Source organism: Loktanella sp. M215 (genome assembly GCF_021735925.1).
In the GTDB taxonomy this organism is placed as follows: Bacteria; Pseudomonadota; Alphaproteobacteria; order Rhodobacterales; family Rhodobacteraceae; genus Loktanella.
In genome coordinates, this window is sequence record NZ_WMEA01000001.1 from 819,366 (window position 1) to 837,929 (window position 18,564).

The 18,564-nt window shown below is 66.7% G+C and carries 18 protein-coding genes; 11 read left to right on the plus strand and 7 right to left on the minus strand.

Annotated elements, in window-relative coordinates; translation table 11 throughout:
• Positions 1 to 19: 19 nt before the first annotated feature.
• Positions 20 to 1,915, plus strand: coding sequence for a potassium transporter Kup (locus tag GLR48_RS03965; protein ID WP_237058855.1), 1,896 nt, complete (start codon positions 20 to 22; stop codon positions 1,913 to 1,915).
• 66 nt (positions 1,916 to 1,981) lie between these two features.
• Complete coding sequence (locus tag GLR48_RS03970; RefSeq protein WP_237058857.1) at positions 1,982 to 2,650, plus strand: flavodoxin reductase; 669 nt, start codon at positions 1,982 to 1,984, stop codon at positions 2,648 to 2,650.
• 72 nt (positions 2,651 to 2,722) lie between these two features.
• Here GLR48_RS03970 and GLR48_RS03975 read toward each other — a convergent pair whose 3' ends face one another.
• Complete coding sequence (locus GLR48_RS03975) at positions 2,723 to 2,860, minus strand: hypothetical protein (protein WP_237058859.1); 138 nt, start codon at positions 2,858 to 2,860, stop codon at positions 2,723 to 2,725.
• 145 nt (positions 2,861 to 3,005) lie between these two features.
• Between GLR48_RS03975 and GLR48_RS03980 the strand changes: the two genes are divergently transcribed.
• The 3 genes from GLR48_RS03980 to GLR48_RS03990 are packed head-to-tail and all read left to right on the plus strand — an operon-like array spanning position 3,006 to position 6,750.
• A complete protein-coding gene (locus tag GLR48_RS03980) occupies positions 3,006 to 4,646 on the plus strand; it encodes an amidase (protein ID WP_237058861.1) in 1,641 nt (546 codons plus the stop codon).
• Between the two features lie 11 nt (positions 4,647 to 4,657).
• Complete coding sequence (locus GLR48_RS03985; protein ID WP_237058864.1) at positions 4,658 to 5,824, plus strand: M20 aminoacylase family protein; 1,167 nt, start codon at positions 4,658 to 4,660, stop codon at positions 5,822 to 5,824.
• Complete coding sequence (locus tag GLR48_RS03990; protein WP_237058865.1) at positions 5,821 to 6,750, plus strand: acetamidase/formamidase family protein; 930 nt, start codon at positions 5,821 to 5,823, stop codon at positions 6,748 to 6,750. Before GLR48_RS03985 ends, GLR48_RS03990 begins: the two co-directional genes overlap by 4 nt.
• On the opposite strand, the gene GLR48_RS03995 is transcribed toward GLR48_RS03990, so the two are convergent.
• Both GLR48_RS03995 and GLR48_RS04000 read right to left on the minus strand, forming a co-directional pair.
• On the minus strand, positions 6,747 to 9,872 hold the full coding sequence (locus GLR48_RS03995; protein WP_237058867.1) for an efflux RND transporter permease subunit: 3,126 nt from the start codon (positions 9,870 to 9,872) through the stop codon (positions 6,747 to 6,749). The two genes, GLR48_RS03990 and GLR48_RS03995, sit on opposite strands and share 4 nt — an antisense overlap.
• A 31-nt stretch (positions 9,873 to 9,903) precedes the next feature.
• Positions 9,904 to 11,076: an efflux RND transporter periplasmic adaptor subunit gene (locus GLR48_RS04000; RefSeq protein WP_237058869.1), complete on the minus strand. Its 1,173-nt coding sequence runs from the start codon at positions 11,074 to 11,076 to the stop codon at positions 9,904 to 9,906.
• Between the two features lie 245 nt (positions 11,077 to 11,321).
• Here GLR48_RS04000 and serB point away from each other — a divergent pair, with 245 nt between their 5' ends.
• On the plus strand, positions 11,322 to 12,191 hold the full coding sequence (gene serB, locus GLR48_RS04005) for a phosphoserine phosphatase SerB (RefSeq protein WP_237058877.1): 870 nt from the start codon (positions 11,322 to 11,324) through the stop codon (positions 12,189 to 12,191).
• 2 nt (positions 12,192 to 12,193) lie between these two features.
• The gene (locus GLR48_RS04010) at positions 12,194 to 12,955 is read left to right on the plus strand and encodes a TSUP family transporter (RefSeq protein WP_237058879.1); all 762 of its coding nucleotides are present in this window, start codon (positions 12,194 to 12,196) and stop codon (positions 12,953 to 12,955) included.
• On the opposite strand, the gene GLR48_RS04015 is transcribed toward GLR48_RS04010, so the two are convergent.
• The 3 genes from GLR48_RS04015 to GLR48_RS04025 all read right to left on the minus strand — a co-directional run bounded on the left by GLR48_RS04015 (position 12,956) and on the right by GLR48_RS04025 (position 14,596).
• Complete coding sequence (locus GLR48_RS04015; protein ID WP_237058882.1) at positions 12,956 to 13,336, minus strand: rhodanese-like domain-containing protein; 381 nt, start codon at positions 13,334 to 13,336, stop codon at positions 12,956 to 12,958.
• 67 nt (positions 13,337 to 13,403) lie between these two features.
• Complete coding sequence (locus GLR48_RS04020) at positions 13,404 to 13,691, minus strand: SH3 domain-containing protein (RefSeq protein ID WP_237058884.1); 288 nt, start codon at positions 13,689 to 13,691, stop codon at positions 13,404 to 13,406.
• Between the two features lie 218 nt (positions 13,692 to 13,909).
• Positions 13,910 to 14,596: a response regulator transcription factor gene (locus GLR48_RS04025; protein ID WP_072856738.1), complete on the minus strand. Its 687-nt coding sequence runs from the start codon at positions 14,594 to 14,596 to the stop codon at positions 13,910 to 13,912.
• 159 nt (positions 14,597 to 14,755) lie between these two features.
• Between GLR48_RS04025 and ribA the strand changes: the two genes are divergently transcribed.
• Genes ribA through GLR48_RS04045 form a run of 4 tightly spaced genes read left to right on the plus strand, consistent with a single transcriptional unit; the run spans position 14,756 to position 17,378 of the window.
• Entirely contained in the window at positions 14,756 to 15,826 is a 1,071-nt protein-coding gene (ribA, locus tag GLR48_RS04030; RefSeq protein WP_237058886.1) for a GTP cyclohydrolase II, read from the plus strand.
• Positions 15,827 to 15,875: 49 nt separating this feature from the next.
• Complete coding sequence (locus GLR48_RS04035) at positions 15,876 to 16,370, plus strand: L,D-transpeptidase family protein (protein ID WP_237058888.1); 495 nt, start codon at positions 15,876 to 15,878, stop codon at positions 16,368 to 16,370.
• Between the two features lie 46 nt (positions 16,371 to 16,416).
• Positions 16,417 to 16,920: an RNA pyrophosphohydrolase gene (locus GLR48_RS04040; protein ID WP_237058890.1), complete on the plus strand. Its 504-nt coding sequence runs from the start codon at positions 16,417 to 16,419 to the stop codon at positions 16,918 to 16,920.
• On the plus strand, positions 16,917 to 17,378 hold the full coding sequence (locus GLR48_RS04045) for a hypothetical protein (protein WP_237058892.1): 462 nt from the start codon (positions 16,917 to 16,919) through the stop codon (positions 17,376 to 17,378). Before GLR48_RS04040 ends, GLR48_RS04045 begins: the two co-directional genes overlap by 4 nt.
• Here GLR48_RS04045 and GLR48_RS04050 read toward each other — a convergent pair.
• The gene (locus GLR48_RS04050; protein ID WP_336886614.1) at positions 17,358 to 18,557 is read right to left on the minus strand and encodes a lytic murein transglycosylase; all 1,200 of its coding nucleotides are present in this window, start codon (positions 18,555 to 18,557) and stop codon (positions 17,358 to 17,360) included. The two genes, GLR48_RS04045 and GLR48_RS04050, sit on opposite strands and share 21 nt — an antisense overlap.
• Positions 18,558 to 18,564: the final 7 nt, after the last annotated feature.

The window sequence follows — 18,564 nt, forward strand, 5'->3', positions numbered from 1 at the left end:
CATCATCTGGGCCACTGCCATGTCCCCTGTCCACGCCGGCCCGTCCGGTTATGCTGCCAAACCCGCCAGCACCCTTGCCCTTGCGGTCGGGTCGGTGGGTGTCGTCTACGGCGATATCGGCACAAGTCCCCTTTACGCCCTGCGCGAAGGTCTGGCCGCCGCGACCCGCGGCAGCGAGGCGCAGGCCGGTGACGTGCTGGGCATCGTGTCCCTGCTGCTGTGGCTGCTGATCCTGATCGCGACCTTCAAATACGTCGTCCTGATCCTGCGCGCCGACAACCGGGGCGAAGGCGGCACCCTGTCCCTGCTGGCGCTGGGCCAGCGCGCGCTGGGGAAAAAGCGCGCGCTCCTGATGCTGGGCATCATCGGTACATCGCTCTTTTTCGGCGACGCGATGATCACGCCCGCGATTTCCGTGCTCTCGGCGGTCGAGGGCGTCACGCTGATCGTCCCCTCCTTCGGCCCCTACGTCATTCCCGTCACCATCGGCATCCTGATCGCCCTGTTCGCCGCCCAACGCCGCGGCACCGAAGGCATCAGCCGCCTGTTCGGCCCGATCATGCTGGTGTGGTTCGCGATGCTGGCGATCATGGGCCTGATCCACATCGCCGACGATCCGCATATCCTGGGCGCGTTCAGCCCGGTGCCGGGATTGCGCTTCCTGCTGACCCACGGCGCCTCCGCCCTGCCCGTCCTGGGCTCCGTCTTCCTCGCGATCACCGGGGCAGAGGCGCTTTATGCCGATATGGGTCACTTCGGGCGCAAGCCGATCCGCCTCGCCTGGGTCTTCGTCGTGTTTCCGGCCCTTGCGCTGTCCTATCTGGGTCAGGGCGCGCTGGTGCTGTCCGACCCCTCCGCCGCACGCGATCCGTTCTTTCTGATGGCCCCCGAATGGGCGCTGCCGGTCCTCGTGGCCTTCGCCACCGTCGCCACGGTCATCGCCTCGCAGGCCGTCATCACCGGCGCCTTCTCTGTCGCGCATCAGGCGGTTCAACTGGGCCTGCTGCCACGGATGGAGGTGCACCACACCTCTGAAACCCAACTGGGCCAGATCTACATCCCGCGGATGAACGCGATCCTGCTGATGTGCGTCGTGGTCCTCGTGCTGGCCTTCGGGTCCTCCGCAAACCTCGCCACCGCCTACGGCATCGCCGTGACCGGAGAGATGCTGGTCACCACCATCCTCGCCTTCGTCGTCTACCGCTACCTGTGGAAATGGTCGGTCCCGCTGGCGCTGGCCATGCTCGCCCCCCTCGCCGTGATCGAAATCGGCCTCTTTACCGCCAACATGACCAAGTTCTTTCAAGGCGGCTACCTGCCGCTGACCGTCGCCGCGCTGCTGATCGTCATCATGGTGACATGGGTGCGCGGCAACCACATCGTGCAGGACAAGTCGCGGTCGGAATCCATCCCGCTGTCCACGCTGATCATGTCGCTGGAAGGATCCGAAAACCTGCGCCACGTGCGCGGCACGGCCATGTTCCTGACGGCGGAACCGGTCGTCGCGCCGCCCGCCCTGCTGCACAACCTCAAGCACAATCAGGTGCTGCACGACCGCAACTACATCGTGACGGTCACCACGACGAACGCCCCCTACGTCCTGCCCGCCGATCAGGTCGTGACCGAGACGATCACCGACGCCTTCACCCGCGTCTTTGTCACCTTCGGCTACATGGACGACCCCAACGTGCCGCGCGCGCTGGCGATGGCCCGCAAACTCGGCGTGAAGTTCGAGATCATGTCGACCTCGTTCTTCATCAACCGCCGCAGCTTCAAGATGGCCGAAAACGGCGTCATGCCCGGATGGCAGCAGCGGCTGTATACGGCGATGACCAAGACCGCCTCCAACGCGCCCGCCTATTACCACCTGCCGCCGAACCGCGTCATCGAACTGGGTCAGCAGATCGTCATCTGACAGCATGTCGCTGGAACCCCCGCCGCTTGGCCGGGTTTTCCCTGCAACACATGCAGGAGAATTCCGATGACCCATACGCTCACGATCACCGCGCTGTCCCCCGTCACCCACGACACATGGCATCTGGTCTGCGACCGCCCCGCAGGTTTTGACTTCAAGGCCGGTCAGGCGACGCACATGGCGCTGGACAAGGATGGCTGGCGGGACGAGGACCGCCCCTTCACCATGACGTCCCAGCCCGAGGATGCGGCCGTGGAATTCGTCATCAAGTCCTACCCGGACCACGACGGCGTCACCGAACAGATCCCCGACCTGAAACCCGGCGACGCCTTCATCGCCGAAGATCCCGCCGGCGCGATCACCGACCACGGTACGGGCGTGTTTCTGGCCGCAGGAGCCGGCGTGACCCCCTTCATTGCGCTGCTGGACAAGCATGCCAAGGAGGGTGTGACCGGCGATCATCTGCTGTTCGCCAACAAGACCGACCGTGACATCATCCTCAAGGACAAGTGGGACGCGATGGACGGGCTGCGCGCCATCTATGTCATCAGCGACCAGCCGGACACCGACCACATCAAGGGCCAGATCGACCGCGAAATGCTGCAGGATCTGCTCAGCGATCTCGACCAGACGTTCTACATCTGCGGCCCCGGCCCGTTTGTCGATGCGATGCGCGACGCGCTGACCGATCTGAGCGTGCCGAAGGACAAGCTGGTCATTGAAAACGGCTGGTAAAGACCGGCCCCACCGGCATCCCACGGGTGCCGGCACAAATGAAAAGGCCGCCTGATCCGGCGGCCTTTTTGCTTACTTGTCGTCGGCCTCTTTGGCCTTGTCGTCCTTGAGGGGGATGTGATCCGCGCCCTCTGGCTTGTTCTTCTGACGCTCATTGGCATCCACGGCCTTGCCGCCGCCCGTCGTGCTGTCGTTTGTCTGGCCGGTCATGATTTATCTCCTTCATGTTAAGGGGCCAACGCGACGTCGTGCGCGCTTGTTCCATATTTTGGGCAGTGTGCAGGATCGCCTTGACCCCCCGTCGCCAAGGCAGTCTGTTGCGCGGTGACGCGCCACCCCTGAAAAGGCCGACCCCATGACCGACCCCATTACCGAAGCCGACATCGCCGCGACCGAGCGGATGCTGGGTCTGGCCTATACCGCGCAGGAACGCGCGCAGATGGTCGGCAATCTGGACGGACAGCGCGATCTCGCCGTGGCCCGCCGCGCCGTAAGGCTCGATAACGCCACGCCCACCGCCACCCGTTTCGATCCCCGCCTGCCCGATTTCGCGATGCCGCACGGCATGGACGCGCTGCACCTGTCGCCCGTCACCGCCGCCCTGCCCGACAACGCCGAAGATATCGCCTTCGCGCCCCTGACCCACCTCTCGCACTGGATCAGAACCCGCCAGATCACCAGCCGCGCGCTGACCGACCTCTACCTCGACCGCATCGCCACCCTGAACCCCCGGCTGGAATGCTACGCCACCGTCACCGCCGATCTGGCAAGGGCCGAGGCGGACGCGATGGACAGCCTGACCTCTGCCGGCATCTGGCTCGGCCCCCTGCACGGCATCCCCTACGGGCTGAAGGATCTGTTCGACACCCGCGGCATCACCACCGGCTGGGGCGCCGAACCCTATGCCCACCGCATCCCCGACACAGACGCCACCGTCACCCGCAAGCTGCGCGCAGCGGGCGCGGTCCTGCTGGGCAAGACGACGCTGGGCGCGCTGGCCTACAACGACCTGTGGTATGGCGGCTGGACCCGCAACCCTTGGAACCTGAACGAAGGCTCCTCAGGCTCCTCCGCCGGATCCGCCTCGGCCACCGCCGCGGGCCTCTGCGGGTTTTCCATCGGAACGGAAACCCTCGGCTCCATCACCTCGCCGTCGCAGCGCTGCGGCACCACCGGTCTGCGCCCGACCTTCGGCCGGGTCAGCCGCGCAGGCGGCATGACGCTCTCCGGCTCGCTCGACAAGGTCGGCCCGATCTGCCGCTCGGTGGAGGATACGGCCCTGGTCCTCGCCGCGATCAACGGCGGCGATCCCGCCGACCGCGGCTCCATCGCCGCCCCCTTCCACTTCGACGCGCAGGCCACCATCTCCGGCATGACCCTCGGCTACCTGCCCGCGGCGTTCGAAGAGGGCGCCACCGACATCGACCGCGCCGCCCTCGACGCCGCCCGGACCCTTGGCATCACGGTGAAGGAGGTCACGCTGGAGGACCTGCCCTACGCCTCGCTCATGGCCATCCTCTACGCCGAAGCCGCCGCCGCCTTCGAGGATCTGACCCTGTCGGACGCCGACGACACCCTGCGCTGGCAGGACGAGGGCGCCTGGCCCAACACGATGCGCAAGGCGCGCTTCCTCTCCGCCGTCGACCACGTGCAGGCCGACCGCCTGCGCTACCGCGTGATGCAGGCGCTGGGCGACACCATGGGACAGGTCGACGCGCTGATCGGCCCGTTCCAGACCGGCCCGATGCTGGTCGCCTCGAACTTCACCGGCCACCCCTGCCTGCACCTGCGCGCAGGGTTCTCCGACTTGGCCACACGCAGCCGCGGCACCCTCGACAACCGCACGCCAGAGGCCACGGGCGCCACCACCTTCACCGTGCCGCAGGGCATCTCCCTGTGGGGGCAACTCTTCGACGAAGGCCCCCTGCTGACCCTCGGCATGGCGCTGGAATCAAAACTCGACGTCGCCAGCCGCCGCCCGACCTTTCCGCAATAAGGACCACCTCCATGCCGATCCGCAACCGCATCTCTGACCTGCACGCCGACGTCACCGCATGGCGGCGCGACTTTCACATGAACCCCGAACTGCTTTACGACACGCACCGCACCTCTGGCATCGTCGCTGACAAGCTGCGCGCCTTCGGCTGTGACGAGGTCGTGACCGGCATGGGCCGCACCGGTGTCGTCGGCCTGATCCGCGGCAAGTCCAACGCGTCGGGCAAGACCGTGGCGCTGCGCGCCGACATGGACGCCTTGCCCATCTTCGAGGCGACGGGAGCGGACCACGCCTCGACCGTCCCCGGTAAGATGCACGCCTGCGGCCACGACGGCCACACGGCGATGCTGCTGGGTGCTGCGCAATATCTGGCCGAGACCCGCAATTTCGACGGCACCGTCGCCGTCGTCTTTCAACCCGCCGAAGAAGGCGGCGCCGGTGCGCTGGAAATGGTGCAGGACGGCCTCATCGACCGCTTCGGCATCTCCGAGATCTACGGGATGCACAATTCCCCCCTGCTGCCCGAAGGCGCCTTTGCCATCCGCCCCGGCCCCTTCTACGCCGCCGTCGACCTGTTCGAGATCACACTGACCGGCAAGGGCGGCCACGCGGCACGGCCCAACAACTGCATCGACACGACGCTGGCGGGGGCGGCGCTGGTGATGAACCTGCAGCAGATCGTGTCCCGCAACACCGACCCGCAGCAGGCCGCCGTGGTCACGGTGACGTCGTTCCGCACGGAATCCGACGCCTTCAACGTGATCCCCGAAACCGTCACCCTGCGCGGCACGGTCCGCACCTTTGACGCCGCCGTGCGCAAGAATATCGAGGACCGGATCAAGTCCATCGCAGCCCTCACCGCCGAAACTTACGGCGCACGCGCCGCCGTCGACTGGCCCGAAGACGGCTACCCGGTCATGGCCAACCACGCCGAAGAAACCGATTTCGCCGCCGCCGCCGCCCGCGCGGTCGCAGGCGACTGCAACACCGAGGCGCCCCGCACTACCGGCGGAGAGGACTTCGCCTATATGCTGAATGCCTGCCCCGGCGCCTACATCCAGATCGGCAACGGCCCCTCCAAGGGCCTCCACCACCCGGAATACGACTTCAACGATGCGATCATCCCCGTCGGCGCGTCCTACTGGGTCGAACTCGCTGAACAAAGGCTGCCCGCATGACCATCCTGAACGCCGGTCCCGACACATGCCACTGGGGCTTCTTCGACGCGACACTGCCCCCCGCCGTCACGATCCAAAGCGGCGAGGAGGTTACGATCCACACCGTTTCCGGCGGGCCGCAGATGCTGCCGGGTGACGGGTTCCATGTGCCCCCCGAACTCTACGCCATCCACGACAAGGGCGAGACGATGCGCGGTCACATCCTCACCGGGCCCGTCGCCGTCGAAGGCGCCATGCCCGGCGACGTCCTTCAGGTCGACATCCTTGATGTGCAGCTGCGTCAGGACTGGGGCTACAACGTGATCCGCCCGCTGGCCGGCACGCTGCCCTATGATTTCGAGGAATCCCACCTGACGATCCTGCCGCTGGACGCGGACCGCGGCATTGCCACGATGCCCTGGGGTCTGGAACTGCCCCTCGCCCCGTTCTTCGGTGTCATGGGTGTCGCCCCGCCGCCCAACTGGGGCCGGATTTCCACCATCGAACCCCGCCGTCACGGCGGCAACATCGACAACAAGGAACTGGTCGCTGGCACGACCCTCTACCTGCCCGTCCACGCCCCCGGTGCCCTCTTTTCCTGCGGCGACGGCCACGGCGCGCAGGGCGACGGCGAAGTCTGCATCACCGCGATCGAAACAGCGCTGACCGGCCGCTTCCGCCTGACCCTGCGCCGCGATCTGGCGCTGAGTTATCCGCAGGCGGAAACGCCGACCCATGTCATCACGATGGGCATGGACCCCGACCTTGAACGCTGCACCGAAATGGCCCTGCGCGACATGATCGCGCTGGTGTCGGACCGCGCCGGGATCACCCGGGCGCAGGCCTATATGCTCTGTTCGCTCGCGGGCGACCTGCACATCACGCAGACCGTCAATGGCTGCAAGGGTGTGCACATGATGATGGCCAAGGCGCTGCTGGGCACCTAGGCCCCCAGCGCCTTCGCCTCGCGCAACTCGCGCACCAGCCGCGCTTCCTCTTCCGCCTTGGGCGTCGTGAACCGCGCCAGCAGCAGATAGGCCACCGGCGTCAGGTAAAGGGTCGATATCGTGGCCAGCCCCAGCCCGCCCACGATGATCCAGCCCAGCGCCTCGCGCGCCTCTGCCCCGGCGCCTGCGGAAAAGATCAGCGGCACGCCGCCCAACACGGTCGAGACCATGGTCATCATCACCGGCCGCAGCCGGATGGTGGAGGCATCGAAGATCGCCGACCGGATATCCTGCCCGTCATCGCGCAACTGGTTAGCAAATTCCACGATCAGGATGCCGTTCTTGGCCATGATCCCCACCAGCATCACCAGCCCGATCTGGCTGTAGACGTTCAGGCTTTGCCCCGACAGCAGCAGCGCAAAGATCGCGCAGGCCAGCCCCAGCGGCACGGTGGACATGACCACGATGGCGGAGATGAAGCTTTCGAACTGCGCCGACAGCACGAGGAACACGATCAGGATCGCGAAACCAAACGTCACGACCAGACCGCCCGCCGTCTGGTCCAGCGTCGCCGCCTCGGCCAGCGGCACGATGCGGTTCTGCTCGGCCAGCACCTCGGCCCCGATCTGCTGCACCTGATCCAGTGCCGCGCCCAGCGCCAGCTCCGGCGTCAGGCCTGCCGTGATCTCGACCGCGCGGTTCTGCCCCTCGCGGGTCAGCTCTGGTGCGACGGCACGTTCCTCCAGCGTGACGAAGCTGGACATCGGCACCATCTGCCCGTCGCCCGACTGGATAAAGACATTCTCCAGATCGCCCGGATCGTTCACCGGATCGCGGGTCGACAGCATCTCGATATCGTAGCTCGTGTCGTCGATGAACACCGACCCCACCGGCGCGCCGTCCAGCACGGCCCGCAACGCCTGCCCCAACCCGGTGATATCGATCCCCAGATCGGCAGCGCGCGTCCGGTCGATCTGGATGAACAATTGCGGCTGCGTCGTCTCGTAGCCAAGGTCGATCTGCCCCAGCGCCGGGTCCTGCCGCATCCGCTCCACCATCGCCGCCGACACCTCGGCCAGTTGCGCATAATTGTCGCCGGTGATCGCGAACCGCAGACCTTCACCAGCGCCCCGGATCCCAAGCGAGTTCGGCTGGATCGCAAAGGCCCGGACGCCCACGATTCCGCGCAGCTTGCCGTTGATTTCGCCGACGATCTCCTGCTGGCTGCGGGCGCGATCCTCCCACTTGGCCAGACTGATGACCATGAACCCGCCGTTACCGCCGAAGCCGCTGATCGCAAAGACATTCGTGACCTCGCCGCTGGCACGCAGCGGGTCGATGATGCCCTCGATCTCTTTCATCTTGGCATTGGTGTAATCTACCGACACCCCCTGCGGCACCGACACGCGCAACAGCGCCACGGCGCGATCCTCCGGCGGGGTCAGCTCGCTGCGGATGCCACCGGCGACCAGAAACGCCGTCGCCCCGAACAGCGCCGCCACCAGCACGACGACCAGCGGGGCGGCCAGCGCCCCCTTCAGCGTCGCGGCATAGAATCCGCCCAACCGATCGCCCAGCCAGACCATCGGCCCGCGCGGCGCTTGCGTCATGTCGCGGGTCAGCAACCGGCTGGCCAGCACCGGGCACAGGGTCAGCGCCACGACCGACGACAGCATGACCGCGATGGCCAGCGTGAACCCGAACTCGCGGAACAGCCCGCCCGCCTGTCCCGGCAGGAACGACAGCGGCACGAACACGGCGGCCAGCGTCGCGGTGGTCGTGACGACGGCAAAGAACACCTGCTGCGTGCCCAGCACGGCGGCCGCCCGCGCGCCCATCCCTTCGGACCGGCGCCGCACGATGTTTTCCAGCACCACGATGGCGTCGTCCACCACCATCCCCGTCGCCAGCACCAAGGCCAGCAAAGTCAGGATATTGACCGAGAATCCGGCAATATAGACCGCCGCAAGCGTCCCGATCAACGACACCGGCAACGTCAGCGCCGGGATCAGCGTTGCCCGCCAGTCGCGCAAAAAGACATAGATGATGATGACCACGATCAGCGTCGCCAGCCCCAGCGTCTTCAGCACCTCGGTAATGGCGCCGTTGATGAACACGGCGTCGTCGGACGTGACAAAGATGCTGACATCATCCGGCAGGGTCCGGTCCAGTTCGGCCACGACCGCGCGTACGGCCTTGGAAATCTCCAGCGTGTTGCTCGTCGCCTGCCGGATCACGCCAAGGCCAAGGCCGGTCTGCCCGTTCGCCCGCAGCACCGTCTCATTCGGCGCGGGGCCAAGGGTCACGGTCGCCACATCGCGGATAAAGACGTTGTCGGCCAGTTCAAGATCGCCGAACGCCTCTGGCGTCGCCACGGTCGCGGTGGTCCGCACGTTGATCGTCTGACGGCTGCCAGACAGATCGCCCGCGGGCGCGTCAAAGGCCACGTCGGACAGCGCATTGCGCATATCAGCCAGCGTCAGCCCCCGGCTGGCCAGCGCCGCCATGTCGATATCGACGCGAAAGATCGGCGCGCGGTCGCCGTAGATCTGCAAATCCGCCACCCCGGCGACAGAGATCAGGCGATCCTCCACCTGCTCCTGCACGATATTGGTCAGGTCCTGCGGCGACCGCGTGGCAGAGGTGACGGCCACCCGGATCACCGGCTGCGCATTCGCATCCGCCTTGACGATCCGCGGCTCGTCCGCGCCTTCGGGCAGGTTGTTGACGATCCGCGCCACCGCGTCGCGCGCGTCGGTCGCTGCCACATCCAGATCGACGTCGTCGCCGAATTCCAGCGTCACGCGGCTTTCGCCGAACTCCGAACTTGATGAAATGCTGCGGATGCCAGACACCCGGCCCAGTGCGCCCTCGATCCGGCCGGTCAGCTCCTGATCCACGGTTTCGGGCGAGGCGCCTTCGAAATCCGTCCGCACCGTAATCACGGGCCGGTCGACGTCGGGCAATTCCCGCACCTCGACCCCCAGCAGCCCCGCGACGCCTGCGATGATGATCAAAGCACTCAGCACAAAGGCCAGAATCGGCCGCCGCACGAACAGCGCGGTGCCGCCGGGGGCGGTGGCGTCGGTATCGGTGTCAGGCTGGGGTCCGGTCTGCGTCATGGCTGGGCCTCGGTCAGGAAAGGGACGACGGTCAGTCGGCGGCGGGCGGGGTCTCTGCCGGGGCGGCAGCGGCGCGCGCGGCGTCAGAGGGGACGATATCCACCGCCGCACCGTCGCGCAGGGTCTGCACGCCTTCGGTGATGACGTCCTCGCCTTCGGTCAATTCAGCCTCCACCAGAATGCTATCGGCATTGCGCTGGCGGATCACCACGGGCACGCGCGCGGCCTTGCCGTCGCGCACCGCCCAGACGTATGACCCTTCGTTCGACCATTGCAGCGCCAGCGGGTCGATCACCGGATAGGGGTCGCCCTCGAACGCGAGGTCCACGCGGAACGACATGCCCGACCGCAGCATGTCGTCGTCATTGGCCACGACGCCCTGCACCCGCAGGGTGCGGCTGGCCAGATCCACCACGTTGTCGATGGCGCGAATCCGCCCTTCCAGCGTCTGATCGGGGCGGGCCAGCGGCGTCAGGCGGATCGTCTGGCCCACGGACAGCTGCCCGATCACCCGTTCCGGCAGGCTGAAGGCGATCAGCATCTGCGACTGGTCGGTGATGACCCCGATGGGATCCTGCGTGGCGATGCGGGCCCCTTCCTCGACCGACAGCAGACCGATCCGGCCCGCGATGGGGGCGCGGACGGTGCGCTGCGACAGATCATAATCCGCCTGCCGCACCGCCAGTTCCGCCGTCTGCACAGCCAGCTGTGCCGCCTGAAACGTCACCGCCGCCGACGCACCGGTCTGGCGCAACTGCGTCTGCCGCGCCAGCTCTGCCTGCGCATCGTCCAGCATGACCTGCGCGGTGGACACCGCGATCTGCTGCGCGTCGTCGTCAAGCTCTGCCAGAATGTCGCCCTGTGCCACCACACCGCCGTCGTCCACCGCCACACGCCGGACAAGGCCCGCGGCCTCTGACCGGACGGTCACGGACCGGATCGCCTGTGCGTCGCCGATGGCGCTGACCCGGTCGTCCAGCACGCCCATCGCCACGGGAATGCTGATGACCCGCGCCGCGCCGCCGCCACCGCGCGGACCGGCGGGGGCGGCACTTGCCGCTGCCGCTTGCGGGGCGATGCCCAGCAGGTCCGTCACGCCCGCACGCTCCAGCAGGCCCCGCGCCGAGGGGACGTAGGCGATCCACGCGGCCAGGGCGATGCCCAGAACCACCAGACCGATCAGGCATTGCTTGAACAGGGACATGCGTTTTCCTATCAGGTCGCGGGCCAGCCGTGGCCATCTTGCTGCAAGTTAGTGCCACGGAACGCCGCGTCCCGCCACGTTGATACGGCGGTCCATCACATTCCCGTCGATCCGCGATCTAATTTTGTGCAGGCCACGCCCAGATGCCATGTTGTCGCACCTTTGCGTTGCGGCGGCACACCCTTTCACCGGCCCCGGAAACAGGCTAGCAGGACCGCAAATCCGCCCGCGAAAGGTCTTGCCCGATGTTCACCATCACCCTGATCGCCAAGCCCGGCCAGCTCGACGCCACCGTGGCCGAGACGCTGCGCAAGGCCTGGGCCGGTGGCCCGGTCCAGTGGCTCTCTCCGACAGAGGCGGCGGCCTTCGTCGTGCAGGGCGCGCCGGACCGCTTCTGGGGCGTCTGGGACGACCTGCAACCGCGCGGCATCGACCTCGTCATGCAGCCCAGCGCCAACCGCCGCAAGCGGATGCTGCTGGCCGACATGGACTCCACGATGATCCGTCAGGAATGCATCGACGAACTCGCGGCAGAGGCGGGCGTGGGCGAACGCGTCGCCGCCATCACCGCCAAGGCGATGAACGGCGAACTCGATTTCGAAGGCGCCCTGATCGAACGGGTCGGCCTGCTCAAGGGCCTGCCAGAGACGATCATCCAGCACGTCCTCGACACCCGCATCCAGTTGATGCCCGGCGGCTATGAACTCGTGCAGACGATGAAGGCGCACGGCGGCCACGCGGCGCTCGTCTCCGGCGGCTTCACCGCCTTTACGCAGAAAATTGCGTCGGCGCTCGGCTTTGACGAACACCGCGCCAACACGCTGCTGGTCGACGGCGGCCGCCTGACCGGCTACGTCGCCCGCCCGATCCTTGGCCGTCAGGCCAAGGTCACGGCACTGGAGGAGATTACCACTCGCCTCGGCATCACGCCCGACGACGTCATCGCCGTGGGCGACGGCGCGAATGACCTCGGCATGCTGGGCCGCGCCGGGATCGGGGTCGCACTGCATGCGAAACCATCAGTACAGGCCGAATGCGACGTGCGGATCAACCACGGCGACCTGACCGCCCTGCTGTTCGTCCAAGGCTACGCCCGCAGCGAATTTGCAACCTGACCATGTTCGAAGTCGCGAATGACGTCCTGATCTGGCTGATGCTGGCTGCCTTCATCGCCGGCATGGTCGATTCCATTGCCGGCGGCGGCGGCCTGATCACCCTGCCGGTGCTGGTGCTGGCCGGTGCGCCGCCGGTGACGGCGATCGCCACGAACAAGGTGCAGGGCGTCTTCGGCGCCGGGATGGCCGCGATCAGCTATGCCCGCGGCGGCCACGTCGATCCGCGCAAACAGGTGAAACCGGCGCTGCTGGCGCTTGGGGCGGGCATGGGCGGTGCGCTGCTGACGTCGCACCTGCCGACCGACGTGATCCGGCTGGGCCTGCCGGTCCTGCTGATCGGGATCGCGCTGTTCTTTGCGCTGAAACCCGGCCTGAACGACATCGACCGCGCCCAGCGGATCGCGCCGGGCGTCTTTGCGCTGACCATCGTGCCGCTCGTCGCCTTCTACGACGGGCTGATCGGACCGGGGGCCGGGGCGTTCTACATGCTGGGGTTCGTGGCCCTTGCAGGCTACGGCGTGCTGCGCGCCACCGCGCATACCAAGCTGCTGAACCTTGCGTCCAACCTTGGCGGCATCACCATCTATGCGCTGGTGGCCCACCCGTGGTGGAGCGTCGGTCTCGCGATGGGGGCCGCCCAGATGGCGGGGGCTTGGGTCGGGTCGCGCCTTGCCATGCGGATCGGCGCGCGCCTAATCAAGCCTGTGCTGGTCACAGCCGCAACGGCGCTTGCCGTGCGGCTGCTTTGGCAGATGTGGGGCTGATTACGCCTCTTCGGTTGGACCGCCGGCCTCTTTCCAGTCCGGCACGCCGCCGACGTTGGTGACGTCGGTGTAACCCATCTCTTTCAGCGTCTTGCCGGCCAGGGCCGCCTGACCGCCGGCACCGCAGACAAGGTAGTACTTGCCGTCGGGCTTCAGGAAATCCTTGTGATAGGGCGAGGCCGGGTCGGCCGCGAATTCCATGAACCCACGCGGCACGCGCTTGGCGCCCTTGATGGTGCCGGTCTTGGCGATATCGCCGCTGTCGCGCACGTCGATCCAGATGCCGCCGTCGTCGGACCCATGGGCCTTGATCGCATCGGCGGTCGGCATCCGGGTGATCACTTCGTTGGCTTCTGCGAGGTAGTCTTTTGCGGTTTTCATACGCGCTCTCCTTGTTGGTGCGTTGCGGCCCTCAATCTAGCGCGATCCGCCGCACGTCCAGTCGCGTTCACAGCTTGCGAAGGTACGCCTTGGAGGCATAGCCCGTCACACCCTGCCCGTCGTCCAGCGTCAACCGGCACCACGACGTGTTGCCGTTCGGATCGCAACTGTCGACTAGGACCTCCGTGCCGTTCGGCAGGCCCAGCACGGCGATATAGCCGGTGCCCGGCCCGGCCCGCAGCTTCAGCATGTCGTCCGCCTCGACGCCCTGCACGACATAGCGGCCCTGCACGACTTCCGGTACGGCGCACCCGGCAAGACCCGCGGCCAGTGCTGCGGCGATAATCGTCTTCATGGCAATGCTCCTGCTCTGCTTCTTTTGCGATAAGTCTACCGCGCCGGGGCCGCCGTGAAAACCGCGCAACGCAGCGCCCGGCGCACCCCCGCGCGGCGGCCAAAAAAAAGCCCGGGCACAAGGCCCGGGCGCAGTCCAACAGGGAGGGTGTCACATAACCCGGTGACGCGGGATTCTGATCTAGTAACGAAGGCTAAACAGGTTTGGTTCCCGACCGTTTACGCTACCAGCCGATAACCACCCTGTTCCGTCACCAGCAGCCGGGCATTGGACGGATCGGGCTCGATCTTCTGACGCAGGCGATAGATGTGCGTTTCCAGCGTATGCGTCGTGACTCCGGCGTTATAGCCCCAGACCTCGTGCAGCAGCACGTCGCGGGCGACCACACCGTCAGAGGCACGATACAGGAACTTGAGGATGTTCGTTTCCTTCTCGGTCAGCCGCACCTTCTTGTCGTCCTCGGTCACCAGCATCTTCTGCGCCGGGCGGAAGGTATACGGCCCCAGCTGGAACACAGCATCCTCGGATTGTTCGTGGGTGCGCAGCTGGCTGCGGATCCGGGCCAGCAGGACCGGAAACTTGAACGGCTTGCTGACATAATCGTTGGCGCCGGCGTCGAGGCCATAGATCGTGTCCGCGTCGCTGTCCTGCGCCGTCAGCATGACAATCGGGCATTTCACGCCCTGCTTGCGCATCAGGCGGCACAGCTCTCGGCCATCCGTATCGGGCAGGCCGACGTCAAGGATGATCAGGTCGTAAAGCTGCTCCTTGGCTTTCGTCATCGCGGTCGCGCCATCATCGGCCTCGAACACGTCGAAATCTTCGGTCATCAACAACTGCTCGCCCAGCGCTTCGCGCAGGTCGTCGTCGTCGTCCACCAGCAAAATCTTTTTCAATTGGGCCATGACAACCTCCAGAACTCTTTCACAGCAAGTGTGATGCACTCACGTGTTCAACAAGTTGTGCTGCAAAAGGTTCACACGGACGTGTGATTTCATATACAAATGTTTCATTTGCCGCAGGCAACGCCTAAGTCGGGCTGACGATTGCAAAGGCCTTGACCCATGGGGTTCGCACCCGACAGCACCGAACGACTCGCCCGCGCCCGCGCCGATCTGCGCATGGGGGTGCCCGTCGTGGTGGCGGGACAGGGTGTCATCCTCGCGGCAGAGACATTGCAGCCCGACCGGCTGGCCGTGCTGCGCGACCTTGGCGCCGCCGTGGCGATCACCGACTGGCGCGCCCAGACGCTGAAGGTCGCGGCCTACGACGGCGACATCGCCCGGATCGTGATCCCGCGCGACGCGGATGCCGCATGGGTCCGTGCGCTGGCCGACCCCGCAGGCGACCTGCGCAGCCCGATGAAAGGGCCGCTGCGGGCCTTGCGCGACGGGTCAGCCGACCTCGCGCGCGCCGCCGTCGCCCTGTGCAAATCCGCCCGCTTGCTGCCTGCGGCCGTGATCGCACCGCTCGACGAAGCGGACGGCTTTGCCGCGCAACACGGTCTGACCGTGATCGACGGCACCGCCGCCCGCGCCACCGACATGTCACCCCTGCACGGCGTCGTCAGCGCCCGCCTGCCCATGTCCGTGTCAGAGGCCGGCCGCCTGCACGTCTTTCGCCCCGCCGACGGTGGCGAAGAACACTATGCAGTCGAAATCGGCCAGCCCGACCGCAGTCAGCCGGTACTGGCGCGTCTGCACTCCGCCTGTTTCACCGGCGACCTGCTGGGATCGCTGAAATGCGACTGCGGCCCGCAATTGCGCGCGGCCTTGGGCCAGATGGGGGCAGAGGGGCACGGCGTCCTCCTTTACCTCAACCAGGAAGGCCGCGGCATTGGCCTCGCCAACAAGATGCGCGCTTACCGGTTGCAGGATCAGGGGTTCGATACGGTCGAGGCGAATCACCGCCTCGGCTTTCACGACGACGAACGCGATTTCCGCATCGGCGCCGCGATCCTGCGGCAGATGGGCTTTGGCGCCGTCCGCCTGCTGACCAACAACCCCGCCAAGATCGCCCGGATGGAAGCGTCGGGCATCAAGGTCGTGGAACGCGTTCCGCTGAAGGTCGGCGAAAACGCCCACAACCATGCCTATCTGGCGACGAAGGCGGCAAAGTCGGGGCATCTGCTTTGACCATCGGACGCTCCGCGGGGAGTATTTCAGAAAAAGCGAGGACGAGCGTGTGAAAGCGACTGACCTTGTGGTGATGCCCACGCATCTGCGGTTTCTCGGGCGGCGGTTTGCCTGCACCATCGGGCGCGGCGGTCTGACGGACGCCAAACGCGAAGGCGACGGGGCGACGCCACGCGGCACGCACCGAATCGTCGGGATGCTCTACCGGCCCGACCGACTGGGGCCGCCCGCCGATTGGGCTGTGCCGATCTGGCCCGGCGATCTGTGGTCCGACGACGTGACCGATCCCGATTACAACATGATGGTGCGGGTGCCGCACCCGAATCGCCACGAGTATCTGCGCCGCGCCGACCCGATGTATGATCTGGTGATTCTCACCGACTGGAACTGGCCGTATCCGGTGAAAGGCCGTGGTTCCGCGATCTTTATCCACCAGTGGCGGGGACCGGGACGCCCGACTGCAGGCTGTATCGGCCTGTCGCGGCGGCATCTGGCATGGATAGCCCCAAGGATTATGTATAACACTCGGCTTGTTATCGCTTAGCGCTGGACGTTTGGGGCAAAAAGCTTCCAAACGAAAGGACCAGACGATGAAAACCCAAGGCCATTTCATGACACTCGACCAGATCGAACAGCTGCCCTACCGCCCCTGCGTGGGCGTCATGCTTGCGAACACCCGCGGGCATGTCTTCGTGGGTCAGCGCCGCGATAGCGACACCCCCGCCTGGCAGATGCCCCAGGGCGGCGTCGATGCGGGAGAGAAATGTCTGGACGCGGCCCTGCGCGAGCTGTGGGAAGAAACCGGCGTCACCGAGAAGCTGGTCAGCGTCGAGGCGGAAACCCGCGGTCTGATTCGCTATGACCTGCCGCACGATCTGGTCGGCAAGGCCTGGGGCGGCAAGTATCGCGGTCAGGAACAGAAGTGGTTCCTGTTCCGCTTTCACGGCACCGATGCGGACGTGAACATCGCGACCGAACACCCCGAGTTCTCTTCTTGGAAATGGATACCCAAGGACCAGCTGGTCGACGCGATCGTCCCGTTCAAGCGCGCCGTCTACACGCAGGTGCTGGCCGAACTGGGCGACCGCCTGTGAGGCGCCTTCTGACCGGCGCCGCCCTGCTGGCGGCCGGTCAGGCGCAGGCCCTGTCCTGCCGCGCGCCGGACCTGATGACCAGCTACGCCGCAGCCGCGGCCAGCGACCTGCCCTATCTGGTGCTGACCGGTACGATCACGGACCTGCCAGCCACCGGCAAGATCGAAAAACCGACGCAGGCCACCGCGCACATGACCGGTATGGGCCTGACGCCCGACGGCTTCACCGTCCCCTTCGACGGACAGGTCATCGTGAACGTCACCTGCGCCGGGCCGTGGTGCGGCGGCTTTCCGGGGCCGGACCCGCTGCTCGCCTTCGTGCAGATCGACGGCGAAATCCCGGTGCTGACCATGGGCGCCTGCGGTGGCTGGACCTTTGCCGCACCGGATGCGGCCACGACCGACCGCCTCGCCGCCTGCATGTCAGGCGCCGATTGCTCAGCGCAGCCGCTCCAGTAACGTCAGACTGGCATAGCCGTCCTGCGGCAGGCCCAACCGCGCCTGATAGGCCCTGATCGCCCGGCGCGAGGCCGGTCCGATCTTGCCGTCCGCCCCACCGGTGCCGAACCCCGCCGCCGTCAGACGCTGCTGCAACTCCACCCGCTCTGCCCGCTTCAGACTGCGTTCGCCCGCGACGAAAGGATGCACCAGCGGCCCCGCCCCCGCGATCCGGTCGCCCAGATGCCCGACACCGATGATATAGGCCTCGGCGTTGTTGTAACGGCTGATGGCATCATAGTTCTTGAACACCAGAAACGCGGGCCCGCCGGCCCCGGTCGGCGTGATTAGGCTGGCCGAGCCCTGCCCCGCAACGGCCCGGCCGCCGGTCCCGACAACGCCTAACGCCGCCCAGTCCGCCGTCGTCCGCGACACGCTGTGCGCCGAAAGGCTGTAATCGAACCCCACCGGCAACCGCACCTCTACCCCCCAGGGCTGGCCCTTTGTCCAACCAAAGTGCGCCAGATAGGCGGCGGTCGAGGCGAGCGCGTCACTCGGATCGTCCGACCAGATGTCACGCCGCCCATCGCCGGTGAAATCCACCGCATAGGCGGCATAGCTCGTCGGCATGAACTGCGTATGCCCCATCGCCCCGGCCCACGACCCGGTCATATTTGCGGGCGTCGTATCGCCCCGCTGCAGGATCTGCAGCGCCGCCACCAGCTGCCCTTCAAAGAACCGCCCCCGACGCCCCTCGTAGGCCAGCGTGGCGAGGGTCGAGATCAGCGGCACCGCCCCGCGCCTGCGGCCAAAGTTGCTCTCCATTCCCCAGACCGCCAGCACCACCTGACGATCGACACCGTATTTTGCCTCGATCCGGTCCAGCAGGCCGCCAAATTGCACCAGCATCGCGCGGCCCGTGGCCACCCGCTCGTCCGACGCAGCCGTCGCCATGTACTCCGACAGCGGCTTGACGAACTCCGCCTGATTGCGGTCCAGCGCGATGCTGTCCGGAATGAACCCGGCCCGCGCGAAGGCCGCATCGAACGTGGCCCCCGACACCCCCTGCCCCAGCGCCCGCTTGCGAAAGCCCCGCACCCAGGCGTCAAACCCCGCGTCGGGTACCTGCGCATAAGTCCGCGCAGGTGGTGCGACCGCAGCAGGGGCGGTGGCCGCCGCAGGCCGCACGGACGGGCGCATGCTACGC